Genomic DNA, 25,662 nt, shown 5'->3' with positions numbered 1-25,662 from the left:
TTAATAGCTGCTCACGCCGATGGAATGGGCGTGAGAGGCCGATTTCTTTTAAAACTTCATCACCACCAAACGGGTCTGCGTGAATTCGAGCATGCCGTGCTTGCCGTCGTCACCGCCCAGGCCGGAGCGCTTCCAGCCTGCGTGGTAGCCCTGGTAGGGGTCGGCGGGGGTGCGGTTGATGTAGAGCTCGCCGGCTTCGATCTCGTTGCTGGCCTGCATCACGCTGCGGTAGTCGGCCGTGTACAGCACGGAGGCCAGGCCGAATTGGTGGTCGTTGGCCAGGGCCAGGGCGTGGTCCAGCGTGGTGTAGGGCAGCACGCACAGCACCGGGCCAAAGACTTCTTCCTGCACGATTTCCATGTCTTGCCGCACCTGGGTGAGCAGGGTGGGCGGGTAGAAGTAGCCGGGGCCGCTGGGGATGCTGCCACCGCATTCCAGCTGCGCACCGGCTTGTAGGGCGCGTTCGACCATCGCATGGATGCCTTCGCGCGCCGAGGCGCTGACCAGGGGGCCCATGCGCTGGGGCTGCTCGGTGCGGCTGCCGAAGGCGTGGGCGCTGAGTTTTTGTTTGAGCTTGGCGACCAGCGCCTCAAACACGGCCTCTTGCACGTAGACCCGTTCCACGGCGGTGCAGAGCTGGCCGCAGTGGGTGGTTTTGGAGCGCACGATGTCGCTGGCGGCCTGCTCCAGGTCGGCATCTGCCGCCACGATGGCCGGGGTCTTGCCGCCCAGCTCCAGTGACACCTTGGCAATGTTCACGCGCGAATAGTCCAGTACACGCTGGCCCGCGCCCACGCTACCGGTCAGCGTGATCATGGCCACCTTGGGGTGGGTGCACAGCACTTCGGCCTCGGCATGGCCCATGGCCAGGATGTTGACCACGCCGGGGGGCAGGCCTGCGTCCAATACCGCCTGGGCGATCTCGAAGGCCGAGCAGGGCGTGTGGTTGCTGGGGCGCACCACCACGGTGTTGCCGGTGATGAGCGCGGGCGCGATCTTGCGCAAGAGCGTGTAGACGGGGTAGTTGAACGGGATCAGGCAGGCCACCACGCCCATGGGCTCGCGGTGCAGCATGAGGTTCTCGCCGGGGCTGTCGCTGGGGATGATTTCGCCCTCGATGCGGCGCGCCCATTCGGCGTGGTAACGGGTGATGTCGGCGGCGTACACGGCTTCGTTCTCGGCATCTTCCAGGCTCTTGCCCGACTCCAGCGCCAGGGCCAGGCCGATGGCGGATTTACGCGCCACCAGCGCATCGGCCAGGGCGCGCAAGTGGTTGCCACGCTCAATGCTGGTGAGCTTGCGCCAGCCGCGCTGGGCCGCGGCGGCGGCATCTACTGCGGCCAGGGCTTGGGCGGCGCTGGCGGCGCTGACCTGGCCTACGGTTTCCTCGGTGGCGGGGTTGGTGACGGTGTAGCTGGCGGCACCGGCGACCCACTGGTTGTGGATGAAGTTCAGGTAGTGCGTCATGTCAAAAGTAGCCCAGGGGGTGTTGCGCCATATCCAGGTGCAGGCGGGTGCTGTCATAGGGGTGGGCCAGGGCGACCGCCTCGTTGAGCTCCACGCCCAGGCCGGGTTCTTTGCTGGGGATGACGTAGCCGCCTTCCCACTGCAGCGGTTTTTTCAACAGCTGTGCATGGAAGCCGCCAAATTGCTGGATGCTTTCCAGGATCAAAAAGTTGGGGATGCAGGCCGCCAGCTGGATGTTGGCCGCCGCCACGATGGGGCCGCAGTAGAGGTGCGGGGCGATTTGCGCGTAGTGCGCCTCGGCCATGCCAGCGATCTTTTTGGCCTCCAGGATGCCGCCCACGCGGCCCAGGTTGGGCTGCAGGATGGTGGCCGCGCCGGTCTCCAGCACCCGGGCAAATTCGTACTTGGTACACAGGCGCTCGCCGGTGGCCACGGGGATGCAGGTGTAGCGGGCCACCTCGGCCATCGCCTCCGGGCGCTCGGGCGGAGTGGGCTCTTCAAACCACAGCGGGTTGTAGGGCTCCAGTCGGCGCGCCAGGCGCTTGGCCCCGGACACGGTGAACTGGCCGTGGGTGCCAAACAGCAGGTCGGCCTTGTCGCCCACGGCCTCGCGGATGCGGGCGCAAAAGCGCTCTGACATGTCCATGCGCTCCAGCGTGGGCTGGCGCGGGTCGAACACCGAGTAACCGCCCACCGGGTCGAACTTCACCGCGGTAAAGCCTTCTTCCACATAGCGGGCGGCACGCTCGGCAGAGCGGTCGGGGTCGCCGTAGAAAGATTCGTCCTCGTCAGCGTCGGGGTACAGGTAGGTGTAGCTGCGCAGGCGCGGGTTCACCAGGCCGCCCAGCAGCTTGTACACGGGCTGCCCCAGCGCCTTGCCGGTGATGTCCCAGCAGGCCATCTCCAGGGCGCTGAGCACGCCCATGAGCGAGATGTCGGGCCGCAGCGAGAAGCCTTCGCCGTAGGCGCGCCGCCATAGGGTTTCGGTCTGCATCGGGTCCTCGCCCTGGAACACGCGGGCAAACAGGTCTTCGGCCATGGCCGCCACCACTTTGGGGCCAAAGGTGGCGGTGTAGGCCTCGCCAATGCCTTCGATGCCGCAGCGGGTGCGCAGCTTGACGAACACAAAGTAGCGGCCGCCAAAGCTGGGCGGCGGGTTGGCCACCACAAAGGTCTGGATGGATTCGAGTTGCATGCGGGCTCCGGGGTCTACAGGGGTGGCGCAAAGTTTAGGGCCGCCCCATGTTCTGGCCCCCGGCTAGCCGCAAGATCAATCCGAATAATTGATTGGGTGCTATGGGCCGAGGTCGGCGGGGGCTGTGTTGGACGATGCCGTCCGGCGCGGGTCCATCTGCAGCACTGCCTGCGAGCCGCTGCCCATGACCACGTAGTCGGATTTGACGGCGTGTTCGTCGGCATGCGGTGTGCTGCGGATGCTGTAGCGCCAGGTGGCCAGCACCAGCAGGCTCAGCAGGCCCGCAAAGTAGAGCATCAGTGCGACCGGGCCCATCCAGTCCATCATGGCGCCGCCCAGCGTGGGGCCCACGGTGGCCCCGATGCCAAACAGCAGCAGCAGGCCGCCGGTCACTTCCAGCACCCGCGAGGGGTCGATCAGGTCGTTCACATGGGCTACGCACAGCCCGTAGATCGAGAACGACAGGCCGCCGTACACCACGCCCAGGCCGATCAGCAGCAGCTCGTTGCCCTCGGCCATGAAGTAGCCCGCCACGGCCACCGCCGCGCTCAGGGCGCAGACCAGAAACAGCACGCGGCGGCGGTCGTGCCGGTCGGACAAATGCCCCACCGGCCACTGGAACACCGCCCCGCCCAGGATGGTGGCGGCCATGAAGGTGGCGACCCCCGCCTCGCTGAAGCCCACGCCATCGGCGAACACCGTGCCCAGGCTGTAGAACGCGCCGTTGAGCAGGCCCGAGCCGACCGCCCCGATCACCCCGATAGGCGAAATGTGGAACAGCTCGAACAGGCCCAGCTTGGGCGCGTCGGTGGGCTCCGGCTCGCTTACCGGCGTGAGGGTAATGGGCAGTATGGCCAACGAGAACAGGATGGACACCACCGCAAACGGCACAAAACCATACCGGTCGCCCACCAGAATCAGCCACTGGCCCAGCGCCAGCGCCACGCCGTTGACGGCCATGTAGGCGGCAAACACCTTGCCGCGCTGCTCGCTGTTGGCCACCACGTTGAGCCAGCTTTCCACCACGATGTACAGGCCCACCAGGCACACCCCGGTGACAAAGCGCAGCGCCCCCCAGGCCCAGGGGTTGACCCACAGCGCATGCATGATGGGCAGCGACGAGGCCACCGTGGCCATGGACGCAAAGGCGCGGATGTGCCCCACCCGGCGGATGATCATCGGGCAGGCATAGGTGCCGTACACAAAGCCCGCGAAATACGCCGACATGATCAGGCCTGTGACCAGGGCCGAAAAATGGGCCGAGCTGGCCTGCGCACCGATGGCCGCAAACAGCAGGCCGGTGCCCACTACCAGCATGCCCACACCGCTGAGAAGCGAGGCCAGGGAGAGAAATATGTTGCGCAAGTGGGTTCCTTGAAAGGGGCTCATAAAGTTAACACGGACCGATGACGGGATATCTCTGCTGCACTGCACCATCCGCGTGCAAGACCGCCTTGGCCCGGCTTTCGGTCTGCACCGATTCGGGCGTTGGCATGCCGCGCAGCGGTCTCGCCCACCGGCCAAAGCAAGTTGCGCGGTGCTGACTTGCAGGGCATGCAAGCGTGGGTTGCCAGACAGTCTGTTCGGGCTTGCCTAGGCACCCGCAAGGCCCGCGTTTTTCGGCAATTTTTGGCTGCAATAAATAGCCTTGTAAAAAATGGGTCCTGGCACTGCCGCAGTTGGGTCGGATGGCCTGTCTGTACAGCGTTCATAACAGGCTGACCTTATCGGGCTAGCTGAAATCCGACACTAATTGATGGTGCTGCGACGCAGGTGCATTTACGTACGTGAACTCACAAAAATAATTGAATCGCACTTTGAAAATCATTGCGCCGAATAAGCGCATATACCGATACAAGAAAAAAAACCCACCCTATGATGGTTAGCGAGTGCAAAGCCACTTTGCTCTTGGGGGAGTTGCATGATTTTCAGACCTCTGCAGCGGACCCCTGTCCATCGACTTTGAAGGAATTTTTGATATGCCCATGAACGACATCCATCCAGAATCCAGCATCATTTTGGACCGCCGCCAGATCCTCACAGGCGCCGCCGCTTTCGGTTTATCAGCAACTTTCGGTGCCATGCCCGCCATGGCCCAAGGCGCACCAAAAAAGGGCGGCACCCTGCGCATGGGCGTGGAAGGTGGCTCGGCATCTGACAGCTTCGACCCCCGCACCTATGCCGATTCGGTGATGATCAACATCAGCCTGATGCTCTGGAACAACCTGGTGGAAGTGGCCGACAACGGCGACGCCACCGGCGAGCTGTTTGAAAGTTGGGAAGTCAAACCCGGTGCCGCCGACTGGATCTTCAATATCCGCAAAGGCATTACCTTTGCATCCGGCAAAACACTGGATGCCGACGATGTCATTTACTCGATCAATATGCACCGCGGTGAAACCAAATCACCCGCCAAGGCCCTGTTGGCCGATATCAGTGATATCAAGAAAATATCGCCCACGCAAATTCAGATTTTGATGACCAATGGCAACCTGGATTTGCCATATAACCTGAGCGATTACCACATCATCGTCGTGCCCAACGGCACCACCGATTTCAGCAAGCCCGACGGTACCGGTGCTTACCTGCTGGAAGAGTTCCAGGCCGGTGTGCGCGCTACCTTCAAGCGCAAGCCCGGCAACTACTGGAAACCCAACCGTGGCAACTTCGAGCGCGTGGAACTGCGCTACATCGGCGATGCCGCCGCCCGCACCCAGGCGCTGGTGACCGGCCAGGTGGACGTGATCAACCGCGTAGACCCCAAGACCGCCGGCCTGCTGGCCAAGAGCAAGAACATCAAGCTGTCGCGCACGCCGGGTGCCGGTAACCGTTTTGCCTTTGTGGCGCACACCGACAAGTCGCCCTTCACCAACCCCGACCTGATGCTGGCGCTGAAGTTTGGTGTTGACCGCAAGAAGATCGTGGACAACGTGTTCTCGGGCTACGCCTCCATCGGCAACGACCACACCGTGGGCGCCAAGATGAAGTACTACGACACCAAGCAAAAGCTGCACGCCTACGACCCCGACAAGGCCAAGTTCCACTTTAAAAAGGCCAACATCACCGGCCCCGTGGAACTGCAGGTGTCGGAAGGCGCGTTCTCGGGTGCCACCGACAGCGGCCAGGTGTTCCAGGAGTCGCTGTCCAAGGCCGGTATCCAGCTGGACCTGAAACGCGTGTCCGGCGACGGCTACTGGTCTAACGTCTGGCTCAAGCAGCCCTTCTGCGCGGTGTACTGGGGCAACCGCCCCACCATCGACAACCAGTTGACCAGCACCTTCAAGGCCAACACCACCTGGAACGACACCCACTTCAACAACCCCGAGTTCGAGAAGCTGCTGGTGGCCGCCCGCGTGGAGCTGGACCAGGTCAAGCGCGCGCAAATGTATGCCCGCTGCCAGGAACTGATCCGCGAGAACGCCGGCATGGTGTGCTTTGCGGTGCAGGACTACATCGACGCGTACAACACCAAGCTGGGTGGCCTGACCGTGTCGGGCCGCTACGACCTGGCGGATGACCGCATCGCCGAAAAAGGCTGGTTTATTTAAGGCTCACCCCCAGGCTACAGCGCAAGCGCTTTTCGCCAACCCCCTTGCAGGGGGCAACAGCAGCAGCCTGGCAGAGCCAGTTCTGCGCTGTTCGCGAAGGGGGAGGCGTGCGCTCTGTTGCCAGCGGGGTGGGGCTTGTCCCCGCTCCGCTTTTTTTGGGCCAACCGCTGGCGTTGCCCTCCAGTCCACTCGGAAATTGCTATGGCGAAACTGATATTGAACCGCTTTTTTTTAGGCGTGCTGACCCTGTTTGCAGTGTCGGTGTTGATCTTTGTGTGCACCGAAATCTTGCCGGGCGACGTGGCTTCGGCGGTGCTGGGCCAGGGCGCTACGCCCGAGGCGCTGGCGGTGTTTCGCAAGGAGCTGGGGTATGACATTCCGTCCTACATGCGCTACTGGAACTGGCTGGTGGGTGTGCTGCAAGGCGACCTGGGCGTGTCGCTGACCAACAAGCTGGTGATCGTGGACGAAGTGCTGCCGCGTCTGGGCAACACCATGTTCCTGGCGGGCTACGCGGCGCTGATTGCGATACCGGTAGCGGTGGGCCTGGGCGTGTATTCGGCCATCAACGAAGGCAAGCTCTCCGACAAGCTGGCCAACATCCTGTCGTTGATTGCCATCTCGTTTCCCGAGTTCTTCATCGCCTACCTGCTGATCATCTTTTTCTCGGTGAACGTGGACTGGTTCCCGTCGCTCTCAACCGTGTTCAAGGGCATGCCTTTCAGCGAACGGGTCTACCAGACCACGCTGCCCGCCATCACCCTGACGATGCTGGTGGCCGCCCACATGCTGCGCATGACGCGCAGCTCGGTGCTGTCGGTGATGTCCACGCCCTATATCGAGATGGCTTTCCTCAAGGGGGCCAAGCGCGGGCGCGTCATCACCCGCCACGCCCTGCCCAATGCGGCTGCGCCCATCATCACCGTGATCGCACTGAACCTGGCCTACCTGGTGGTGGGGGTGGTGGTGATCGAAGCGGTGTTTGTCTACCCCGGCCTGGGCCAGTTGATGGTGGATGCCGTATCCAAGCGCGACGTGCCGGTGATCCAGGCCTGCGGCCTGGTGTTTGCCATGGTGTTTGTGCTGCTCAACACCGTGGCCGACATTCTGGTGATTCTGGTCAACCCGCGCCTGCGCCATAAGCGCTAAAAGAACAAGGAAGCCCCATGAAACTTTTTGGACAAAAACCCACCCTGTCGGCCTGGTTTGGCCTGACCGTGGTGGCGATCTTCATCTTTGTTGCCCTGTTCACCCCTTGGCTGGCACCGTATGCCCAGTCGGCCAACATCGGCGAAACCTGGGCCGAGCCCTCCAAGACCATGTGGCTGGGCGGCGACCAGATCGGGCGCGACATGCTCACCCGCATTCTGTACGGCACCCGCATGACGATTGGCGTGGCCCTGGCCATCACCCTGCTGTCTTTCCTGATCGGCATCGTGCTGGGGTTTGTGAGCGCGGTGGTGGGGGGCTGGGTGGATGTGTTTTTCAGCCGCCTGGTGGACGTGATGCTGTCCATCCCCGGCCTGATCTTCGCGCTCATCGTGCTGGGCGTGTTTGGCTCCAGCATCCCGGTGCTGATTTTGACCATCGCCGTGCTGGACTCCACCCGGGTGTTTCGGCTGGCTCGGGCGCTGGGCATGAATTTGTCGGTGATGGAATACGTGGAGGCCGCCCGCCTGCGGGGCGAAGGCCTGTGGTGGGTCATCAGCCGCGAGATCTTGCCCAACGCCTGGGCCCCGCTGGTGTCGGAGTTTGGCCTGCGCTTTTGCTTCAACTTCTTGTTCATCGCCGGGCTGTCGTTCCTGGGCCTGGGCATCCAGCCGCCGTATGCCGACCTGGGCGGCATGGTGCGTGAAAACGCCGCCGCCATCAACTTCGGGATGATGGCCCCGATCTACCCCGCCGCCACCATTGCGCTGCTCACCGTGTCGGTGAACCTGGTGGTGGACTGGATGTTGTCCATGGACGCACGCCCCTCGGGCACGCAAGCCGAACTGTAAGAAAGACCAATTCCCATGGACGAGAAAATCATTCTGCAAATCAAAGGCCTGCGCCTGGAGAGCCTGGCGGGCAACGCCATCGTGGACAACGTGGGCCTGAGCCTGCGCAAGGGCGAGGTGCTGGGCCTGATTGGCGAGAGCGGGGCGGGCAAATCCACCATCGGCCTGTCCAGCATGTGCTACGCCCGCGCCGGGGTGCACATCGCCGGGGGCGAAATCATTCTGGACGGCGTGAACATCCGCGCGCTCAACGCCGAAGGGCGGCGCAGCGTGCGCGGCAAACGCGTGGCCTACATCGCCCAGTCGGCCTCGGCGGCTTTCAACCCGGTCCACACCCTGATGGACCAGGTCTGCGAAGCCCCGCTGCTGCACAAGCTGATGACCCGCACCGAGGCCGAGGCCTGGGCGCGCCAGCTCTTCAAGGCGCTGGACCTGCCCAACCCCGACACCTTTGGCGCGCGCTACCCGCACCAGGCCTCGGGCGGCCAGTTGCAGCGCGCCATGGCGGCCATGGCCATGTCGTGCCGCCCCGACGTGCTGGTGCTGGACGAGCCCACCACCGCACTCGACGTAACCACCCAGATCGAGGTGCTGATCCTGCTCAAATCGCTGATCAAGCAGTACAACACCGCCGCGCTCTACATCACCCACGACCTGGCCGTGGTGGCCCAGGTGGCCGACCGCATCAAGGTGCTGCGCCACGGCAAAGAGGTCGAAGAAGGCCAGACCCAGCAAATCCTGACCCAGGCCAAGCAGGACTACACCGCCCGCTTGGTGGCCGTGCGCGGTGCCGCGGCCAGCGAGCGCGCCAACGAGGCCACCGTCAAGCCCGATACCGTCCTGTCCATCAAGGACTGCCAGGCCTACTACGGCGATTTCCATGTGGTCAAGGGCGTGTCGCTGGATGTCAAAGGTGGCGAAACCGTGGCCGTGGTGGGCGAATCCGGCTCGGGCAAATCCACCCTGGCGCGCATCGTCACCGGCCTGCTGCCGCCCAAAAGCGGCGAAATCATCTTCCAGGGCAAGGCCTTGCCGCGCGCCCTCAAGGCCCGCGACAAAGAGCTCAAGCGCCGCATCCAGCTGGTCTACCAGATCCCCGACGTGGCCATCAACCCGCGGCACAACCTGCTGGACATCGTGGGCCGCCCGGTGCAGTTCTACTTTGGCCTGGGCCGCCAGGCCGTGCTGGAGCGCGCCAAGGAACTGATGGCGCTGGTGGAGCTGCCGGTAGAGTTTTTGCAGCGCCGCCCCGGCCAGCTCTCGGGTGGGCAAAAGCAGCGCGTGTGCATTGCCCGCGCCCTGGCCGCCAAGCCAGAGCTGATCATCCTGGACGAGCCGACTTCGGCGCTCGACCCGCTGGTGGCCGAGGAAATCCTCAAGCTGCTGCGCAAGCTGCAGTCCGAGCTGGGCCTGTCGTACGTGCTGATCACCCACGACCTGGACGTTGTGCACCGCATCGCCCACCGTACTGCGGTGATGTTGCAGGGCCAGTTTGTGGCTTTCGACCAAACCGACAAGATCTTCCACAACCCTGAGCACCCCTACACCCGCAAGCTGATCACCGCCGTGCCGGAAATGCGGGTGGACTGGCTGGACGGCGTGCTGGCCGAACGGGCCGCAGTGGCGGCCTGATCCGCTGCCGGTAAACCCCATGGCCGGGCCGTCCAACCCGGCCTTTTTCTTATGACCAACCACACTGCGCGCGGCATCTTGTGCCTGTGCCTGGGCGTACTCGTGTTTTCGCTGCAAGACGCGATCATCAAGCAGGTCAGCGGGGCCTATCCGCTCACCGAGGTGGTCGCCATCCGTTCGCTGGTCGGCGTGCCGGTGCTGCTGGCCCTGGTGCAGCGCGAGGTGGGCTGGCAGGCCCTGTTCACGCCGCGCTGGGGCGTGCTGGCCCTGCGCGCGCTCATCTTGTTCATCTCGTACACGGCCTACTACATGGCATTTCCGGCGCTGCCGCTGGCCGATGCGGTGGCGCTGTACTTCACCGTGCCCTTGTTCGTCACCGCGCTGGCCGGGCCGTTTCTGGGCGAAAAATCCAGTTGGAAAGTCTGGCTGGCCGTGGTGGTGGGCTTTGCCGGGGTGATGGTGATGCTGCAGCCCGGCAGCGGCCTGTTCGAGCCCGCCGCGCTGCTGTCGCTGCTGTCGGCGGCCATGTACGGCAGTTCCATGCTGATGGCGCGCCGCTTGGGCACCACCCAGGCCGCGTCGGTGATGTCGTTCCACCAGAATGCGTTTTTTCTGGTGGGTGCTTTGGTTACCGCGCTGGTCTTGCACCAGTTGGGCATTGTGCGTGCCGAGCATCCCAGCCTGTCGTTCCTGGTGCGCCCCTGGGTGCTGCCCACGCTGCTGGACGGTGCGCTGATGGCGGTGTGCGGCGTGGTGGCCGCCGTGGGCACGCTGTTTCTTACCAGCGCCTACCGCATGGCCCGGGCCAGCGTGGTTACGCCGTTTGAATACACCGGCATTTTGTGGGCACCCACCTGGGGTTACCTGTTCTTTGGCGAGGTGCCGCGCGCTACCACGGTGCTGGGCGGGGCCATCGTGGTGATCGCCGGGCTGGTGGCCCTGCGCGCGGCCGAGAAAACCTGACGCGCACAAAAAATCCGCGACGGATCGCGGCTTTTTTAAAAACTATACTTTTTATAGCTGCTTACGCCCATTCCATGGGCGCTGGCGGCCTAAAAAGCATGTGATTTAGTCGTCGCTGAGCAGCACGTTGTAGATCACAGCGCCCAGGATCGCACCCACGATGGGGGCCACCCAGAACAACCACAGGTCGCCCATGGCACCGGGCACAAACAGCGCGGGGCCGGTGCTGCGGGCGGGGTTCACCGAGGTGTTGGACACGGGGATGGACACCAGGTGGATCAGGGTCAGGCACAGGCCGATGCTCAGGCCGCCAAAGGCACCGGCAGCGCGCTTGGCGGTAGAGCCCAGGATCACGATCAGGAAGATGGCGGTCAACACCACTTCGGTGACCAGCACCGACATCATGTTGAAGCCGCCGGGCGAGTTGGCTCCAAAGCCGTTGGTGGCAAATGCGCCCGCGCCGGTAAAGGCCTTGGCGGCATCAAAGTCGGCCTTGCCCGAGACGATCAAATACAGCACGCCCGCTGCAGCGCACGCGCCCAGCACCTGGGCAATGATGTAGCCCGGCAGGCCGGAAGCGGGGAAGCGCTTACCAATGGCCAGGCCGATCGACACGGCGGGGTTGAAGTGGCCGCCCGAGATGGGGCCCAGCGCGTACGCACCGGTCACCACCGTCAGGCCGAAGGCCAGCGACACGCCCAGCAGGCCGATGCCCACGCCCGGAAAGGCAGCGGCCAGCACGGCACTGCCGCAGCCGCCCAGCGTCAGCCAGAAGGTGCCGAGGAATTCGGCGGACCACTTTTTAAGATTGCTATCCATAGTTTCACTCCAATATATTGTTGCATTCCACATGCTTATCGCCCGGTGCGAAAGCTGCACGCGGCGGCCATCATCGTCGCAGGTGAATGTGACGCAGGCAACTAATTCACACATTTGGCCGTTTTCTGCCGGGAAATTTGTAATAACCATTTACAAGTATGAAAGTTCATTGACACCTGCGAGCGTTGTTAAACGCTAAGGCCTTGCAATCTGCCCGCCCGGCCATAATTGAGGGTTGCCCGGCAACACCGGTTGCCGACACCTCTTTTTCGAACCCTCTACACAGACACACCACAGACCAACATGACCAAGCAAACGCTTTCCTTCCAGGCCGAAGTGGCCCAACTGCTGCACCTCGTGACCCACGCGCTGTATTCCAACAAGGAAATCTTCATGCGCGAGCTGGTGTCCAACGCCTCCGACGCGTGCGACAAGCTGCGTTTTGAGGCCATTGCCAACCCTGGCCTGTATGAAGATGCGCCGAATCTGGAAGTGCGCGTGTCCTTCGACAAGGATGCCAAGACCCTGACGATCACCGACAACGGCATTGGCCTCACCCAGCAGGAAGCCATCGACAACCTGGGCACCATCGCCAAGAGCGGCACCAAAGACTTCGTCAGCAAACTCAGCGGCGACCAAAAGGCCGACTCGCAGCTCATCGGCCAGTTCGGCGTGGGCTTTTACTCGGGCTTCATCGTGGCCGACCGCATCACCGTGGAATCCCGCCGTGCCGGTGTGGCGGCGAATGAGGGTGTGCGCTGGTCCAGCGACGGCGGTGCTGCGGGCGGCGACGCGTTCGAGGTGGAGAACATCACCCGCGAAAAGCGCGGCACCAGCGTCACCCTGCACCTGCGCGACGACGCACTCGACTACGCATCCGCCTGGAAGCTCAAGTCCATCATCGGCAAATACTCCGACCACATCAGCCTGCCCATCCTGATGGAAAAGGAAGAGTGGAAAGACGGCGACCTGATCAATCCCGAAGACGAAAACGGCGGCCGCCAGCCCGGTGGCATGGTCAACACCGGCGAATGGGAAGCCGTCAACAAGGCCAGCGCCATCTGGGCCCGTGCCAAAAAAGACATTACCCAGGAGCAGTACGACGACTTCTACAAGCAGATCAGCCACGACTTCGAAGCCCCGCTGGCCCACACCCACAACCGCGTGGAAGGCAGCACCGAATACACCCAGCTGCTGTATGTGCCCGGCAAAGCCCCGCAAGACCTGTGGAACCGCGACAAGAAGGGCGGCCTGAAGCTGTACGTGAAGCGCGTTTTCATCATGGACGATGCCGAAGCCCTGCTGCCCAGCTACCTGCGCTTTGTGAAGGGCGTGGTCGATTCCGCCGACCTGCCGCTGAACGTGTCTAGAGAGCTGCTGCAAGAAAGCCGCGATGTCAAAGCCATCCGCGAAGGCTGCACCAAGCGCGTGCTGGGCATGCTGGAAGATTTGGCCAAGCACAACGCACTGCCGGTGGCTACCGACGATGTGACCGACGTGGTGTCTGACGAAGACAAGGCGCTGGTCGGCAAGTACAGCCAGTTCTACGCCGAGTTCGGCGCGGTCCTGAAAGAAGGCCTGGGCGAAGACTTCGCCAACCGCGACCGCCTGGCCAAGCTGCTGCGTTTTGCCAGCAACACCACCGACACCACCACCGTGTCGCTGGCCGACTACAAGGCGCGCATGAAAGAAGGCCAGGAAGCCATCTACTACATCACCGCCGACAACGCCGCCGCCGCCAAGAACAGCCCGCAGCTCGAAGTCTTCAAGAAAAAGGGCATCGAAGTCCTCTTGATGACCGACCGCGTGGACGAGTGGGCGCTGAACTACCTGCAAGACTTCGACGGCACCCCCCTGCAGTCCGTCGCCAAGGGCGCGGTCGATCTGGGCAAGCTGCTGGATGAGGACGAAAAGAAAGCGATTGAGGCCGCCGCCGAAACCTTCAAGCCCCTGCTGGCCAAGCTGAAAGAGGCCCTGAAAGACAAGGCCGAAGACGTGCGCGTCACCACCCGCCTGGTCGACAGCCCCGCCTGCCTGGTGGTGCAAGACGACGGCATGAGCACCCAGCTCGCCCGCATGCTCAAGCAAGCCGGCCAGACCGCCCCCGAAGTCAAACCCGTGCTGGAAGTCAACGCCGAACACGCTCTGGTCAAGAAGCTCGAAGGCTCGGTGCACTTCAACGACCTGGCCCACATCCTGTTCGACCAGGCGCTGCTGGCCGAAGGCGGGTTGCCTGCGGATCCTGCCGCGTACGTCAAGCGGGTGAATGCGCTGCTGGTATAAATAGATTTGTACGAAAAGTGCTCTAGCGCTTATGAAATAGGCGTGAGCAGCTACTGATTTCGTAGCGTCAGTTTTATAGAGAAGCCCCGCGGTTGCGAGACCTGCGGGGCTTTTTTGTGGCTTGAAGATTACTTTATATGTTCAGCAAACTAGACAAAATTGAATGTTTTGATTAAATTGCTGGACATATGAACACGCTAGTCGATTCCTCCATCCTGCAACGCCAGTTGCTGCTGCAACTGGGCGACCGGCTGCGCCGCCTGCGCAAGGCGCGCAAGCTGAGCACCGTTGAGTTCGCCAGCCGCGTGGGCATCTCGCGCACCACCCTCAGCGCCGTGGAGGCCGGTGACCCGGCCCCGTCCATAGGCACGTATTTGCGCGTGATGTCGGTGCTGGGCGTTGGCAGTGATCTGGCTCTGCTGGCGGGCGATGTGCTGCACCCCGCCCCAGCCGACTCTGCCGCCGCCCGCTCCTTGCGCAGCCCGCCCCAGGTGCAGGTGATGGTGACCACCGACCCCACCCGCCACCAGGCCCAGGACCTGCAAAGCCTGGTGCTGCACGAGGAGGCCGTCAGACTGGTGCGCGCAGACCCCGCTTTGCTGCAGCAGGCCCAAGACCTGCTCCAGACCTGGCTCAGTGCAGGCAACCACCGCTCGACCAGCCTGTGGCTGGAATGGAAAGACATCCTGGAAGGCGGCCAGTGGCGCAAGGCCCTGGGCCGCACGCGCCGCGCGCAGGAGCTGCGCCAGGCATCGCCGTTGACCCCCGTGCTGCCCCCCGCCGTGCGCGAGCGCATCCTGTCTGAGCTCGGCAGCCTCAAAAAAGGCATCGTCCTCGGCCAGGAGCCCGCACCATGAACCGCGACGAACTGGAGCACCTCATCCGCGCCAGCGGAGCCATCACCAACCAATACGAGTTGGTGATCGTGGGGAGCCAGTCGATTCTGGGGTCGATCCCCTACCCGGAGCCCGAATTCAAGATGTCCGCCGAGGCCGACATTTACCCCCTGCACGCCCCTGAGCTGGCTGACCAGATCGACGGAAGCATTGGAGAGGGTTCTGTGTTCCACAAGACCAACGGCTACTATGCCCAGGGCGTGGGCCCCGAAACGGCCATCCTGCCCGAGGGCTGGCAAGGCCGCCTGCATAAGGTCCAAAACGTCAACACCGACAGCCGCATCGGCTGGTGCCTGGACGTGCTGGACCTGTTCATGTCCAAGGCCTTCGCGGCCCGCGAAAAAGACCGCGTGTTTTGCAGCGCCTTGCTCAAATTCGGGCACGTGCAGATTCACCAAGCCTTGGAGCTCGTGCCCCGGATGCCTATTTCGGCCGAAGCTCGCAGAACCCTGGCGGCCTGCATTCGTCGGTGGGCTAAGCAGGCTGGGTGATTGAGGTGCAAAGATTCTGCGCTGACCCGACCAAGTGGACTTGGGAACTATCCAGCGCGTTTACGGACCATCCCCGCCCCCGGTTGGCGCTAATTGTTACAGCAGCCCCACCGCATTTCCCCGGAAAATGGCGGGTTAGTCTGCACAGGAGTCCATCATGGATACACCCACCCCCGGCACCGTCCGCCTGCACCGCGTCCTGCGCGCCCCGCCCGAGCGGGTCTACCGCGCTTTCCTCGACCCCGATGCCCGCGTCAAGTGGCTGCCGCCGCACGGGTTTACGGCCAAGATCCACCACTCGGAGGAGCGGGTGGGGGGCAGCTTTCGCATGTCGTTTACCAACTTCGGCACCGGCAGCAGCCATTCCTTTGGTGGCACTTTCACCGAACTCACGCCGCACACGCAGATCCGCTACACCGACACCTTTGACGACCCCAATCTGCCGGGCGAGATGCAGGTGACGGTGACGTTTCGCCAGGTCGCCTGCGGTACCGAGCTGAACATCGTGCAGGAAGGCATTCCGGCGGTGATTCCGGTGGAGTTTTGCTACCTGGGCTGGCAGGAGTCGCTGGGCATGCTGGCGCAGCTGGTCGAACCGGAGATTCCCGATGGTGCTTAAGCCTTGGCGTGCCACCGCGGTAGTGGCCGCGACTTTGCTGCTGGGAGGGTGCAGCTCGGTGGGTGTGGGGGTCAGCGTGCCGCTGTTCCCGGGTGTCAGCATCGGGATTGGCGGCGGTTCGGGCGGCTTGCACCTGAGCGTGGGGGCCGGGGTGGGGCCGGTGGGTGTGGGTGTCGGGGTGAACCAGCGCGGCCAGGTGAGCACCGGCGTGGGGGTGGGGGCCAGCACCAATGTGGGCGGCGCGCAGGTGGGCGTGGGTGTGGGAACTGGCACGGTGATCTACGACCCGCAGCAATCGCGGCCACGCCGGTAATAGTGGGTGCTATGCATTACATAGCTGCTTATGCTTATGGAATAAGCGCTAAAGGCCTAAAAGGCTTGAAAGTCTATGGCCTTTGAATCTCTGCGCCTGGCGGTGTTGACAGGCGGCTCCACCGGCCTGGGTCTGGCGCTGTGCGAAGCCCTGGCGGAGCGCGGTTACCGGGTACTGGAGTTCTCGCGCAGCGCGCCGCATGCGTATTCGGTGCACCTGGATCTTGCGTCCCCCAGCGATAGTTATCGCATCGCCGCCGCCGCCATGGCGGCCGTTGCCGATCTTGGCGATGTGGACGAGTTGCTCGTCATCCACAACGCGGGCACCCTGGACCCGATCGGCCCGGCCTCGCGCAAAGACCCGGCGGCGGTGCTGGCGCAGCTGAACACCAACTTCAGCTCCGCCATCCTCGTGCTCTCCGCCATCGTGGCGCAGTTCCAGGCGACACCGTGCCGCAAGGTGGTCGCTAATATTTCGTCGGGGGCTGCGCAAAAGGGCTACGCGGGCTGGTCGCTGTACTGCGCAGCCAAGGCAGGCATGGAGAACTATGTCCGCGCACTGGCGCTGGAGCAGCAGACCGAGGCGCAGCCGTTCATCCCCGTCAACATCGACCCCGGCGTGGTCGATACCGGCATGCAGGCCTTTATCCGTAGCGCGTCGGTAGCCGACTTTCCCGAGCTGGCGCGCTTCATCCGGCGCAAAGAAGACGGTGGGCTCGTGCCGCCCGCCCATGTGGCCGCTGCGGTGTGCCGCATCCTGGCCTTGCCATCGCTGGGCTTTGGGGCGCGCTACGAGGTGGGCGACTACGGCGCCTGAATTCAACCTCAGCGGTGTGTTGGCAGCGCGTTCAGCGGGATGCGCAGGTAGGCCACTCCGTTGTCGTCGGCGGGTGGGAAGTTGCCCGCGCGCACATTCACCTGGATGGACGGCAGGATCAGTGTGGGCACTTCCAGGGTGGCATCGCGGGCGGTGCGCATGGCGACGAAGTCGGCTTCGGAAATGCCGTCGCGCACATGGATGTTGTGGGCGCGCTGCGCGGCCACCGAGGTCTGCCAGGCGGGCGCACGGGCGGTGGGCGGGTAGTCGTGGCACACGTACACCGTGGTCTCGGGCGGCAGCGCCAGCAGGCGGTGGATGGAGGCGTAGAGCTGGTGTGCGTCACCGCCCGGAAAGTCGGCGCGGGCCGTGCCCACGTCGGGCATGAACAGCGTGTCGCCCACAAACACCGCACCGTCCATGCGGTATGCCATGTCGGCCGGGGTGTGGCCGGGCACCAGCAGGGCGGTGGCCTCGATTTCGCCGATGTGGAAGGTTTCGCCGTCCTGGAACAGGTGGTCGAACTGGCTGCCGTCGGGCACAAAGCTGCGCTCCAGGTTAAACAGCTTTTTGAACGTGGCCTGCACCGCGCGGATGCGCTCACCGATAGCGATGCGCCCGCCCAGCTGCTTTTGCAGATAGCGTGCGCCCGAGAGATGGTCGGCATGGGCATGGGTTTCCAGAATCCAGTCCAGCTGCAGGCCCTGCGCCCGCACATAGGCCACCAGCCGGTCGGCGGATGCGGTGGCGGTGCGGCCCGACTTGAAGTCGTAGTCCAGCACCGGGTCGATGGCGGCGGCGCGGCGGGTGGCCGGGTCCCAGGCGATGTACGACACGGTCCAGGTTGCGGGGTCAAAAAAGCCTTCGGTGTGCAAGCGGGTAGTCATGGTGGGGTCCTACAGTTGGTTGACATATATTATATAAATAAATATAATGAAAGCAAATCCACTCTCCACCCACTCCATGACACAAGCCCCCCCTGCCATCGACCCCGCCGTGCTGCGGGGTGCCGCCCACCACGCGGTGGCCGCCCTGAAAGTGCTGGCCAATGAAGACCGTTTGCTGCTGCTGTGCCAGTTGGCGCAGGGCGAAATGTGCGTCGGCGACCTGGAGCTGCAGCTGGACATCCGCCAGCCCACGCTGTCGCAGCAGCTGGGCGTGTTGCGCAGCGAAGGCGTAATCAGCCCTCGCCGCGAGGGCAAGAACATTTACTACAGCGTCGCCGACCCGGCGATGCTGGACATCCTGGCGGTGCTGTACCGCCTGTACTGTCCCAAGGAGGCGTGATGGCCATCGACTGGAACCACTTCACCCCGCTGGCATCGCTGGCTGGTGGCGCGCTGATCGGCCTGGCCGCCGCCCTGTTCGTGCTGCTGAACGGGCGCATTGCCGGTATCAGCGGTGTGCTGGGCGGGTTGCTGGTGCCCACGCGGGGCGACATCGCCTGGCGGCTGGCCTTTGTGCTGGGCCTGGTGGGTGCGCCGCTGGTGTACCTGCAGTTTGCCCCGCTGCCCGTGCCGCAGATCGACGCGGGCACCGGTACGCTGGTGCTGGCCGGGCTGCTGGTGGGCGTGGGCACGCGTTACGGCGCAGGCTGCACCAGCGGGCACGGCGTGTGCGGGCTGTCGCGCCTGTCGCCGCGCTCGCTGGTGGCCACGGCTGCTTTCATGGCCGCTGGCTTTGCCACGGTGTTCGTGGTGCGCCACATTGTGGGTTGGTAAGGAGAACTCCATGGTTTTTATCGCTGCTGTGTTGTCGGGCCTGGTGTTTGGCCTGGGCCTGCTCGTTTCCGGCATGGCCAACCCGGCCAAGGTGCTGGGTTTTCTGGACCTGGGCGGCCTGTGGGACCCGTCCCTGGCGTTCGTGATGGGCGGTGCCATCGCCGTGGCTGCGGTGGCGTTTGCGGTGGCCCGGCGGCGTAGCGTGTCGCTGCTGGGCACGGCCATGCGCTTGCCCAGCGCCCGCCAGATCGACCGCCGCCTGGTCGGGGGCAGCCTGCTGTTTGGCGTGGGCTGGGGCGTGGCGGGTTTCTGCCCGGGCCCGGCGCTGGTGGGCGTGGGCATGGGGCTGGCCCAGGCGGGGGTGTTCGTGGCAGCCATGCTGGTGGGCATGGGCCTGTTCGCGTGGTTAGAGAGCCGCTGACCCCCCGCCATGTCCGGCAACGCAACCTGGCTGGCCGCATGGGCCACCTTACTGATCCTGGCGGGCTACGAGGCGCTGCTGGCGGTGGCCCAGCGCCGCCACCCGGAGCGCCTGGCCCGCACCGCCCATGCCGCTTTGCGCGGGGAGTGGTTTGCCGCCGTGTCGGCACAGGTGGGTTCGGAGTTGTTGGCAGTGCAGACGCTGCGCAACTCGTTGATGTCGGCCACCATGGCCGCCTCTACCGCCGCGCTGGGGCTGATGGGCACCGCCACGCTGGCCGTGCCGGCCCTGCACGCCAGCATCGATGCCGCCACGGATTGGCCTATTTTTACCGCCCGGCTGGCGCTGGAGCTGCTGTTGCTGGCCGTGCTGCTGGCATCGTTGGTGGCATCGGTCACGGCGGTGCGCTACTACCACCATGCCAGTTTTATCTGCGCCATGCCCGTGGCATCTGCCGCCCGCACGCGCTGGCAGGCCGTGGGCAGCGCCTATGTGCGCCGGGCCGGTGTGCTGTACAGCTGGGGGCTGAAGCACCTGGTCCTGGTGGTGCCACTGCTGGCATCTATCCTGCACCCGCTGGCCGGGCCGGTGGCCGCCGTGCTGGTGGTGGCGGCGCTGGTGGGGTTTGACCGGTTTGCTCCGCGGGATGCCCTGATTTAAGTGCCTTTTAGGCCGCTAGCGCTTATGGATAGGGTGTAACCAGCTATATATTCAATAGCAAACTAGCGTTCGGCCAGCGCCAGCCGCGCCGCCATGCCCAGAAACACCGTGCCCGCCACCCGGTTCAGCCAGCGCTGGGCCGATGCCGAGCGGCGCAGCCCGGCGCTGACGGCCGCCGCAAAGTAGGTGATGCTGCCAAACGCCACCAGGGTGGAGGCGATGAAGATGCCGCCCAGCACGCACAGTTGCAGCGCAATGCTGCCGCGCTCGGCCTGCACAAACTGCGGCAGCAGCGCCAAAAAGAAAAACACCACCTTGGGGTTGGTCAGGTTCATCACCCAGCCGCGCAAAAACATGCGCCGCATGCTGGGTTGCTGCTCGGTGTGCGCGGCCAGCGCCCCCACCGGCGCGCGGAACGCCTGCCAGGCCAGATAGGCCAGGTAGGTGGCGCCCAGCACCTTGAGCACGGTAAACGCCATGGCCGACGCGGCAAACACCGCCGCCAGGCCCAGTGCCACCGCCAGGGTGTGCACCACCAGCCCGGCGCACAGGCCCAGGGTGACCACAAACCCGGCCTTGCGGCCCTGGGTGGCCGACTGCAGCAGCACAAAAATATTGTCCGGCCCGGGCGTGAAGCCCAGCAGCAAGGACAGGCCGAAGAAGGCAATACAGGTATCCAGAGACGGCATGCAAACCTTTGAAGTGGTGGCGTAAGCGCACGGCAAAGCGTCGGCGCGGGCAAATTATGCGCCGGGCCTGGAGCCGATAATTCCCGCATGCCCACGCCCCGCAAAACCCAGCTCGACCCCCTCGCCATCGCCTTGTTACTGGCCTGCTGCATGTTCTGGGGCTTCCAGCAGACGCTGGTGAAAGCGACCATGGCCGAGGTGCCGCCGGTGTTCCAGGCCTGTGTGCGGTTTGCGGTGTCCAGTGTGGCGGTGGCGCTGTGGTGCCGCTGGCGCGGCGTGCGGCTGGGGTTTGCCTCGGAACCGGCGGGGGCCTGGCGCTTTGGGCTGCTGGCGGGGCTGCTGTTTGCAGCGGAATTTGCCTGCATCCACGCCGGGCTGGAGTACACCCTGGCCTCGCGGCTGACGGTGTTTTTGTACAGCGCGCCGTTCTGGGTGGCGCTGCTGCTGCCGCGCTTCATCCCCGGCGAGCGGCTGCGCGGCGGGCAGTGGCTGGGCCTGGGCTGCGCGTTTGCGGGCCTGGCGCTGGCCATGGGCGAGGGCTTGTTTGGCCACCCTGCGGGCCAGGCCTACCCGCTGGGCTGGTTCGGCGATGCGCTGGGCCTGCTGGCCGGGCTAATGTGGGGGCTGACCACGGTGGTGATCCGCACCACCGCGTTTGCCCGCGTGCCGCCCGAGAAGCAGCTGCTCTACCAGGTGGGCGTGAGTGCCGCCACGCTGCCGTTGGTGTCGTGGGTGCTGGGCGAGCCGTGGAGCTTTCGCTTCAGCGGCTTTGCCACCGGTTCGCTGCTGCTGCAGGCCATTGTGGGCGGCTTTGTGAGCTACCTGGCCTGGATGTGGATGCTGGGCCGTTACCCGGCCACGCGGATGTCGGTGTTTGTGTTTTTGACCCCGGTGTTCGCGCTGCTGTTCAGTGCCTGGTGGCTGGGCGAGCCGCTGTCGGCAGGCCTGCTGGGGGCCATGGCGCTGGTGGGCGTGGGCATCGTGTTGGTGAACCGCCAGCCGGGGGCGGTGGGCCAACCTGTCAAGGTTTGATGCTTTTTAGACTGCCAGCGCTTATTCCATAAGCACGAGTAGCTATCAATTCAATAGCGATGGTCGGGGTTCAACCCTTTTTGCTGCCAAACGCCAGCAGCAGGCCGCCCACCACAATGGCGCCCACACCGGCCCAGACGGGCACGTTCACGGTTTCCTTCTCTTTCACCGACAGCTCCAGCGGCCCGATTTTGACGGCGGTGGTGTCCTTGGTGTAGCTGAAGCTGCCGTAGACCAGGGCCAATACGCCTGCGGCGATGAGGGTGACGGCAACGAGTTTGAGGGCGTTCATGGGGTGGGATGGTTCCTGGGGTTGCGCGCGGCGGGGTGCTGCGCTGGGGGGATTTTGCGTTACGTCACATTTGCTTGCAGACAGAACGCACGCCGTCCAGAAACACCGCAGAACTGGCTTTGCCAGGCTGCTGGTGTTGCCCCCTGCAAGGGGGGTGGAGGAAGATGCGCAGCACTGTAGCCTGGGGGTGAGTCAAATTTCCGCGCGCTGGCCCCAGCGTTCGCGCCATTCCTTGAACTTCTCTACCGGCAGCGGCTTGCTCATGTGGTAGCCCTGGGCTTCGTCGCAGTTTTGCTCGCGCAGCAGGTGCCAGATTTCGCTGTTTTCCACGCCTTCGGCCACCACGCTCAGGCCCATGTTGTGGGCCAGGTCGATGGTGGAGCGCACGATCTTGGCGTCGTCCGGGTCGCGTTCCATGCCCATCACAAAGGATTTGTCGATTTTCAGCTCGTCCACTGGCAGGCGCTTGAGGTAGGCCAGGGATGAGTAGCCGGTGCCGAAGTCGTCGATGCTGAGCTTGAAGCCGCGCTCGGACAGGCGGTTCAGCGTGCCTTCGGCGCGCAGCGGGTCGTCCATGATGGCGCTTTCGGTGATCTCCAGGCAGAAGCCCTCGGGGGCCACGCCGTGCTTGGCCAGCAGTGTGTCGAGTGCGTCCGGGAAGTCCAGGGCCATCAGGTCGCGGGTGGACAGATTGACCGAGATGCGCAGCGGCTGGCCGGGCCGTTGCAGCCCAGCCCACTGGTGCGCGGCCTCATTGAACATCCACAGGGTGAGCTGGCGCACAAAGCCGGTTTGCTCGGCAAACGGAATGAAGGAGTCGGGCGGCACCAGGCCGCGCTCCGGGTGCTCCCAGCGCACCAGGGCTTCGGCGGCGATGACTTTGCCGGTGGTGAGCTCGATCTTGGGTTGCAAAAACAGCCGCAGCTGGTTGTGCTCTACCGCGCGGCGCAGCTCGGACAGCAGCGACAGGGTTTGCTTGCTGGACGAGTCCAGGGCCGGGTCGTAACGCTGGAAGCCGGTGTTTTTGCGCTTGGCCACGTACATGGCCACCTCGGCTCGGCCCAGCAGGGTGTCCAGATCCTGCGCGTCCTGCGGCCAACAGGCGATGCCCATGCTGGCGCTCTGGTCCACCGGCTGGTCGCCCACCCGGAACGGGGCTTCAAACGCGAGGGCAATGGCCTGGGCCACCTGGATGGCGGCATCGGCATCGGCGTGGTGCAGCAGCACCGAGAACTCGTCGCCCCCGAGCCGGGCGACCAGCGCACCGTCGTCCATACAGTCCAGCAGACGCGCGGTGACGGCTTTGAGCAGTTGGTCGCCCTCGGCATAGCCGAGGATGTCGTTGACGTGCTTGAAGCGGTCCAGGTTGAGGGTGATGACGGCCAGCGGCGGCTGTAGGCTGCCGCCGGTGGCCGGGCGGTGCTCCATTTCACTTTTCAGCAGTTTGCGAAAGTTCAGCCGATTGGGCAGCTGGGTCAGGTCGTCCCAGTAGGCCAGTTTTTCGATCTGGGTTTTGTCGTCGGCGATGTCGTTGCGCATCTGGTCAAAGGCTTTGGCCAGATCGCCGATTTCGTCGCGCCGCTCGGTGTGGTGTACCGGCTGGTCGTAGGTGCCATCGCCCAGGCGTTTGGCATCGCGGGCCAGTGACTGCAGGGGCTGGGTGACGCTGCGGGCGGTCACGGTGCTGACCAGGCCAAACAGCAGCAGGCCCAGGGCAGTGATCCACCACATGGTTCTTTTCAGGGCTTCGTAGGGTGCCAGCAATTGGCTGAGCGAGCGCAGCAGCACCGTTTGCGCACTGCCGGCCACTGCCTGCAGGTCGATGGTTTGCGCCACCAGGGTGTCGCCGCCGATCTCTATCTCATCGGCGGTGCGGTCCGCTGCGAGCAGGCCGGCCAGGTCATTTTTGGGCAGGGTTGACAGGCTGATGTGCAGCGGCTTGGCGGGGGTTTCCTGGGTCAGCAGCGCGACATCCAGGCCGGAGCTCTTCTTCATGGCCAGGGCCATGGCTTCGTCGATACGGAACCCTACCAGTACCGACTCTGCCAGGGGGGCGCGCATTTTGACCAGCACAAACTGGTAGGCGGTATCACCGACCAGCGTGACCTTGGTGTCCTGCTTGCTGTTCGCCAGGGGCGGGATGATGTGGGGCAGCACGTCGACCACGTCCTTGGCAGCGGGCGTGCGGTTGCTGGCGATCAGCTGGAGCTGGGGGTCGAGCAGGGCGGTGATGACGGTGGGGCCGATGCGTTCGCCCTGGGTGTCCAGGACATCCCGGATGGTTTCGACCAGGATGTCTTTGTCTTCTGCGTTGGCGGCGCCTTTCTCGCTCTCTTTGTGCATATCCACCACGGCGGTATTGAACCCGAAGTCGCCCGATATCAGCGCGGCACCTTGGCGGAGTTTGGCAGCGTTTTGTTCCAGCAGGCCGAGCCAGATGCTTTGGCCCCGTTGCAGTTCGGTCGTGACCAGGTCGCGGGCGTTGCTTTCGATGCTGTTGCGCACCACCCAGTAGCCCACTGCCTGCACCAGCAGCAGCAGCAGCAGTGAGCGCACTACGATGTGGGTAGACAGCCGCCAGCGGCCCACGTGCAGGCGCCGAAGCACCAGGGCGATCATGGGGCCAGTCCGTCCATTCGCACCGTGGCGTTGGCACCGGCGGCGGGCAGCACCAGTGCCTGGTCCAGCGGGGCCGCGCCCACCGCCAGGCGCTTGTGCCAGGTGCGCAGGCGGTAGTTGCCTGCAGGCACGTTGTCCAGGCTGAGCTTGCCGTCGGCTCCGCTGCGGCCAAAGTAGGGGGTTTGCACCACCACCACCCAGGCCACCATGTTGTCGTGGATGTTGCAGCCCAGCAAGGCGATGCCGGGTTTGTCGAACACCTCGGGGGCGGCGGCCGTGCCGATGTAGAGCTTGCGCTCGAAGCGCTTGGCTTCCGAGAACGAATACACGTGGTGGCGCACCGTGTCGCGGTTGGGGAACTGCACCGAAGTGCCCAAGGTGACCACCCGCACCTCGGGGTCAAACTGGCGGTTGATCTGCGAGACCTCGGCCCCCTGCAGGGGTTTGGCCGCTGCCGCCGCGTCTTTCGACTCCAGGTACACCACCGCGCCGACCAGGGGCTTGCCGGTGCTGTCCTGCATTTGTACCTGTACCGTGGCCGCCAGCACCGGCAAGGCGGCACACAGCAGGGTGGTCAGACATAAAAATAGGCGCATGGGCAGACAGGGTGAGAGAGTTACAAATTGTGGACGGATATTAATACGGGGCCGTCTGTTGTAACCAACTGTGGGGCTTAAATGTCGGCCTTCAGATAGTGCGCTCCGGCAATGGGGTTGTGGTAGTAGGGCGGCACCTCGGCGAAGCCCAGGTCTTCATACAGCGCGCGGGCGGCCTCCATATCGACCAGGGTGTCGAGCAGCACGCAGTCGTACCCAGCCGCGCGGGCGGCATCCAGCGCCGCTTCGACCAGTTGGCGGCCCAGGCCAAAGCCGCGAAAGGCTTTGCGCACGTACAGGCGTTTCATTTCGCTGGCGTTGGCGTAGTCCACGTTGTCCAGCGGGCGCAGGGCACAGCACCCGGCCAGTGCGCCGTCCACCAGGGCCAGCAGCAGCGCGCCGCGCGGGGCGGCGTAGTCGCCGGGCAGGGTGGCCAGCTCGGTGTCAAACGACTGGAAGCATAGGTCCACGCCCAGCTGGTCGGCGTACTCCTGAAAAATGGCGCGGGTGGCATCGAGTTCCTCAGGCCGGGTGGGCGTGAGCAAGTGGACGGATGCGATCTCTGGGGTGTTCAAGGCGGTGAGGTGACG

25 protein-coding genes and 1 pseudogene are annotated in these 25,662 nt (G+C 64.3%); 16 read left to right on the top strand and 10 right to left on the bottom strand.

Going from position 1 to position 25,662, the window contains the following annotated elements; all coding sequences use genetic code 11:
- Positions 1-48: 48 nt before the first annotated feature.
- The 3 genes from aldA to AC097O_RS14840 form a co-directional block, all read right to left on the bottom strand.
- The gene (gene aldA, locus AC097O_RS14850) at positions 49-1,467 is read right to left on the bottom strand and encodes an aldehyde dehydrogenase (RefSeq protein ID WP_479593573.1); all 1,419 of its coding nucleotides are present in this window, start codon (positions 1,465-1,467) and stop codon (positions 49-51) included.
- 1 nt (position 1,468) lies between these two features.
- A complete protein-coding gene (locus AC097O_RS14845; protein ID WP_479593544.1) occupies positions 1,469-2,662 on the bottom strand; it encodes a mandelate racemase/muconate lactonizing enzyme family protein in 1,194 nt (397 codons plus the stop codon).
- Between the two features lie 99 nt (positions 2,663-2,761).
- On the bottom strand, positions 2,762-4,027 hold the full coding sequence (locus AC097O_RS14840) for an MFS transporter (protein WP_479593543.1): 1,266 nt from the start codon (positions 4,025-4,027) through the stop codon (positions 2,762-2,764).
- Between the two features lie 614 nt (positions 4,028-4,641).
- Here AC097O_RS14840 and AC097O_RS14835 point away from each other — a divergent pair.
- The 5 genes from AC097O_RS14835 (at position 4,642) to AC097O_RS14815 (ending at position 10,805) form a co-directional block, all read left to right on the top strand.
- A complete protein-coding gene (locus AC097O_RS14835; RefSeq protein WP_479593542.1) occupies positions 4,642-6,210 on the top strand; it encodes an ABC transporter substrate-binding protein in 1,569 nt (522 codons plus the stop codon).
- A gap of 201 nt (positions 6,211-6,411) precedes the next feature.
- Positions 6,412-7,359 carry an ABC transporter permease gene (locus tag AC097O_RS14830; RefSeq protein ID WP_479593541.1) on the top strand — a complete coding sequence of 316 codons (948 nt, stop codon included), beginning with the start codon at positions 6,412-6,414 and terminating at the stop codon, positions 7,357-7,359.
- A gap of 17 nt (positions 7,360-7,376) precedes the next feature.
- Positions 7,377-8,210, top strand: a complete 834-nt coding sequence (locus tag AC097O_RS14825; protein ID WP_479593540.1) for an ABC transporter permease — start codon at positions 7,377-7,379, stop codon at positions 8,208-8,210.
- 15 nt (positions 8,211-8,225) lie between these two features.
- Positions 8,226-9,842 carry an ABC transporter ATP-binding protein gene (locus AC097O_RS14820; protein WP_479593539.1) on the top strand — a complete coding sequence of 539 codons (1,617 nt, stop codon included), beginning with the start codon at positions 8,226-8,228 and terminating at the stop codon, positions 9,840-9,842.
- Between the two features lie 51 nt (positions 9,843-9,893).
- Positions 9,894-10,805: a DMT family transporter gene (locus AC097O_RS14815; RefSeq protein WP_479593538.1), complete on the top strand. Its 912-nt coding sequence runs from the start codon at positions 9,894-9,896 to the stop codon at positions 10,803-10,805.
- Positions 10,806-10,910: 105 nt separating this feature from the next.
- Here AC097O_RS14815 and aqpZ read toward each other — a convergent pair whose 3' ends face one another.
- Positions 10,911-11,624, bottom strand: a complete 714-nt coding sequence (gene aqpZ, locus AC097O_RS14810; RefSeq protein ID WP_479593537.1) for an aquaporin Z — start codon at positions 11,622-11,624, stop codon at positions 10,911-10,913.
- A gap of 303 nt (positions 11,625-11,927) precedes the next feature.
- Between aqpZ and htpG the strand changes: the two genes are divergently transcribed.
- From htpG to AC097O_RS14780, 6 genes and pseudogenes are all read left to right on the top strand, one after another.
- Entirely contained in the window at positions 11,928-13,907 is a 1,980-nt protein-coding gene (gene htpG / locus AC097O_RS14805; RefSeq protein WP_479593536.1) for a molecular chaperone HtpG, read from the top strand.
- 188 nt (positions 13,908-14,095) lie between these two features.
- Complete coding sequence (locus AC097O_RS14800; protein WP_479593535.1) at positions 14,096-14,764, top strand: helix-turn-helix transcriptional regulator; 669 nt, start codon at positions 14,096-14,098, stop codon at positions 14,762-14,764.
- Positions 14,761-15,294, top strand: a complete 534-nt coding sequence (locus AC097O_RS14795) for a DUF6036 family nucleotidyltransferase (protein WP_479593534.1) — start codon at positions 14,761-14,763, stop codon at positions 15,292-15,294. The genes AC097O_RS14800 and AC097O_RS14795 overlap by 4 nt, the downstream gene beginning before the upstream one ends.
- 157 nt (positions 15,295-15,451) lie before the next feature.
- Positions 15,452-15,913 carry an SRPBCC domain-containing protein gene (locus AC097O_RS14790; protein ID WP_315188312.1) on the top strand — a complete coding sequence of 154 codons (462 nt, stop codon included), beginning with the start codon at positions 15,452-15,454 and terminating at the stop codon, positions 15,911-15,913.
- Positions 15,903-16,208, top strand: a pseudogene (locus AC097O_RS14785) (hypothetical protein); the annotation flags it as partial. The gene AC097O_RS14790 and the pseudogene AC097O_RS14785, both read left to right, overlap by 11 nt.
- A 93-nt stretch (positions 16,209-16,301) precedes the next feature.
- Entirely contained in the window at positions 16,302-17,042 is a 741-nt protein-coding gene (locus AC097O_RS14780) for an SDR family NAD(P)-dependent oxidoreductase (protein ID WP_479593533.1), read from the top strand.
- An 8-nt stretch (positions 17,043-17,050) separates the two neighbouring features.
- Here AC097O_RS14780 and AC097O_RS14775 read toward each other — a convergent pair whose 3' ends face one another.
- Positions 17,051-17,929: an MBL fold metallo-hydrolase gene (locus AC097O_RS14775; protein ID WP_479593532.1), complete on the bottom strand. Its 879-nt coding sequence runs from the start codon at positions 17,927-17,929 to the stop codon at positions 17,051-17,053.
- A 76-nt stretch (positions 17,930-18,005) separates the two neighbouring features.
- On the opposite strand from AC097O_RS14775, the gene AC097O_RS14770 reads away from it, so the two are divergent.
- From AC097O_RS14770 to AC097O_RS14755, 4 genes are read left to right on the top strand one after another with little or no spacing between them, the layout of a single operon-like run.
- Positions 18,006-18,329: an ArsR/SmtB family transcription factor gene (locus AC097O_RS14770; protein WP_479589389.1), complete on the top strand. Its 324-nt coding sequence runs from the start codon at positions 18,006-18,008 to the stop codon at positions 18,327-18,329.
- Positions 18,329-18,763: a YeeE/YedE family protein gene (locus tag AC097O_RS14765; RefSeq protein ID WP_479593531.1), complete on the top strand. Its 435-nt coding sequence runs from the start codon at positions 18,329-18,331 to the stop codon at positions 18,761-18,763. Before AC097O_RS14770 ends, AC097O_RS14765 begins: the two co-directional genes overlap by 1 nt.
- 10 nt (positions 18,764-18,773) lie before the next feature.
- Positions 18,774-19,184 (top strand): DUF6691 family protein, encoded by a 411-nt coding sequence (locus tag AC097O_RS14760; RefSeq protein WP_479593530.1) that lies wholly within the window; start codon positions 18,774-18,776, stop codon positions 19,182-19,184.
- 9 nt (positions 19,185-19,193) lie between these two features.
- Positions 19,194-19,844, top strand: coding sequence for a DUF599 family protein (locus AC097O_RS14755; protein WP_479593529.1), 651 nt, complete (start codon positions 19,194-19,196; stop codon positions 19,842-19,844).
- A gap of 62 nt (positions 19,845-19,906) precedes the next feature.
- Here the strand turns inward: AC097O_RS14755 and AC097O_RS14750 are convergent, their stop codons facing one another.
- Positions 19,907-20,533, bottom strand: coding sequence for a LysE family transporter (locus AC097O_RS14750; protein ID WP_315206293.1), 627 nt, complete (start codon positions 20,531-20,533; stop codon positions 19,907-19,909).
- 87 nt (positions 20,534-20,620) lie between these two features.
- Here AC097O_RS14750 and AC097O_RS14745 point away from each other — a divergent pair, with 87 nt between their 5' ends.
- A complete protein-coding gene (locus AC097O_RS14745; protein ID WP_479593528.1) occupies positions 20,621-21,565 on the top strand; it encodes a DMT family transporter in 945 nt (314 codons plus the stop codon).
- Between the two features lie 70 nt (positions 21,566-21,635).
- On the opposite strand, the gene AC097O_RS14740 is transcribed toward AC097O_RS14745, so the two are convergent.
- From AC097O_RS14740 to AC097O_RS14725, 4 genes are all read right to left on the bottom strand, one after another.
- Positions 21,636-21,857 (bottom strand): hypothetical protein, encoded by a 222-nt coding sequence (locus AC097O_RS14740; RefSeq protein WP_315188334.1) that lies wholly within the window; start codon positions 21,855-21,857, stop codon positions 21,636-21,638.
- A gap of 192 nt (positions 21,858-22,049) precedes the next feature.
- On the bottom strand, positions 22,050-24,476 hold the full coding sequence (locus AC097O_RS14735; protein ID WP_479593527.1) for a bifunctional diguanylate cyclase/phosphodiesterase: 2,427 nt from the start codon (positions 24,474-24,476) through the stop codon (positions 22,050-22,052).
- The gene (locus tag AC097O_RS14730; RefSeq protein WP_479589402.1) at positions 24,473-25,072 is read right to left on the bottom strand and encodes a methylamine utilization protein; all 600 of its coding nucleotides are present in this window, start codon (positions 25,070-25,072) and stop codon (positions 24,473-24,475) included. Before AC097O_RS14730 ends, AC097O_RS14735 begins: the two co-directional genes overlap by 4 nt.
- 77 nt (positions 25,073-25,149) lie before the next feature.
- Entirely contained in the window at positions 25,150-25,647 is a 498-nt protein-coding gene (locus AC097O_RS14725) for a GNAT family N-acetyltransferase (RefSeq protein WP_479593526.1), read from the bottom strand.
- Positions 25,648-25,662: the final 15 nt, after the last annotated feature.

It is taken from the genome of Rhodoferax sp. LS1P39 (genome assembly GCF_056521425.1).
The sequence above is the reverse complement of the archived record's forward strand: the minus strand, read 5'-3'. Positions and strand labels throughout refer to the sequence as shown.

What these genes read in the sequence shown, in the direction of transcription:
- aldA (WP_479593573.1), bottom strand. Translation starts at nt 1,467, where the DNA reads ATGACGCACTACCTGAACTTCATCCACAACCAGTGGGTCGCCGGTGCC.
- AC097O_RS14845 (WP_479593544.1), bottom strand. Translation starts at nt 2,662, where the DNA reads ATGCAACTCGAATCCATCCAGACCTTTGTGGTGGCCAACCCGCCGCCC.
- AC097O_RS14835 (WP_479593542.1), top strand. Translation starts at nt 4,642, where the DNA reads ATGCCCATGAACGACATCCATCCAGAATCCAGCATCATTTTGGACCGC.
- AC097O_RS14830 (WP_479593541.1), top strand. Translation starts at nt 6,412, where the DNA reads ATGGCGAAACTGATATTGAACCGCTTTTTTTTAGGCGTGCTGACCCTG.
- AC097O_RS14825 (WP_479593540.1), top strand. Translation starts at nt 7,377, where the DNA reads ATGAAACTTTTTGGACAAAAACCCACCCTGTCGGCCTGGTTTGGCCTG.
- AC097O_RS14820 (WP_479593539.1), top strand. Translation starts at nt 8,226, where the DNA reads ATGGACGAGAAAATCATTCTGCAAATCAAAGGCCTGCGCCTGGAGAGC.
- AC097O_RS14815 (WP_479593538.1), top strand. Translation starts at nt 9,894, where the DNA reads ATGACCAACCACACTGCGCGCGGCATCTTGTGCCTGTGCCTGGGCGTA.
- aqpZ (WP_479593537.1), bottom strand. Translation starts at nt 11,624, where the DNA reads ATGGATAGCAATCTTAAAAAGTGGTCCGCCGAATTCCTCGGCACCTTC.
- htpG (WP_479593536.1), top strand. Translation starts at nt 11,928, where the DNA reads ATGACCAAGCAAACGCTTTCCTTCCAGGCCGAAGTGGCCCAACTGCTG.
- AC097O_RS14800 (WP_479593535.1), top strand. Translation starts at nt 14,096, where the DNA reads ATGAACACGCTAGTCGATTCCTCCATCCTGCAACGCCAGTTGCTGCTG.
- AC097O_RS14795 (WP_479593534.1), top strand. Translation starts at nt 14,761, where the DNA reads ATGAACCGCGACGAACTGGAGCACCTCATCCGCGCCAGCGGAGCCATC.
- AC097O_RS14790 (WP_315188312.1), top strand. Translation starts at nt 15,452, where the DNA reads ATGGATACACCCACCCCCGGCACCGTCCGCCTGCACCGCGTCCTGCGC.
- AC097O_RS14780 (WP_479593533.1), top strand. Translation starts at nt 16,302, where the DNA reads ATGGCCTTTGAATCTCTGCGCCTGGCGGTGTTGACAGGCGGCTCCACC.
- AC097O_RS14775 (WP_479593532.1), bottom strand. Translation starts at nt 17,929, where the DNA reads ATGACTACCCGCTTGCACACCGAAGGCTTTTTTGACCCCGCAACCTGG.
- AC097O_RS14770 (WP_479589389.1), top strand. Translation starts at nt 18,006, where the DNA reads ATGACACAAGCCCCCCCTGCCATCGACCCCGCCGTGCTGCGGGGTGCC.
- AC097O_RS14765 (WP_479593531.1), top strand. Translation starts at nt 18,329, where the DNA reads ATGGCCATCGACTGGAACCACTTCACCCCGCTGGCATCGCTGGCTGGT.
- AC097O_RS14760 (WP_479593530.1), top strand. Translation starts at nt 18,774, where the DNA reads ATGGTTTTTATCGCTGCTGTGTTGTCGGGCCTGGTGTTTGGCCTGGGC.
- AC097O_RS14755 (WP_479593529.1), top strand. Translation starts at nt 19,194, where the DNA reads ATGTCCGGCAACGCAACCTGGCTGGCCGCATGGGCCACCTTACTGATC.
- AC097O_RS14750 (WP_315206293.1), bottom strand. Translation starts at nt 20,533, where the DNA reads ATGCCGTCTCTGGATACCTGTATTGCCTTCTTCGGCCTGTCCTTGCTG.
- AC097O_RS14745 (WP_479593528.1), top strand. Translation starts at nt 20,621, where the DNA reads ATGCCCACGCCCCGCAAAACCCAGCTCGACCCCCTCGCCATCGCCTTG.
- AC097O_RS14740 (WP_315188334.1), bottom strand. Translation starts at nt 21,857, where the DNA reads ATGAACGCCCTCAAACTCGTTGCCGTCACCCTCATCGCCGCAGGCGTA.
- AC097O_RS14735 (WP_479593527.1), bottom strand. Translation starts at nt 24,476, where the DNA reads ATGATCGCCCTGGTGCTTCGGCGCCTGCACGTGGGCCGCTGGCGGCTG.
- AC097O_RS14730 (WP_479589402.1), bottom strand. Translation starts at nt 25,072, where the DNA reads ATGCGCCTATTTTTATGTCTGACCACCCTGCTGTGTGCCGCCTTGCCG.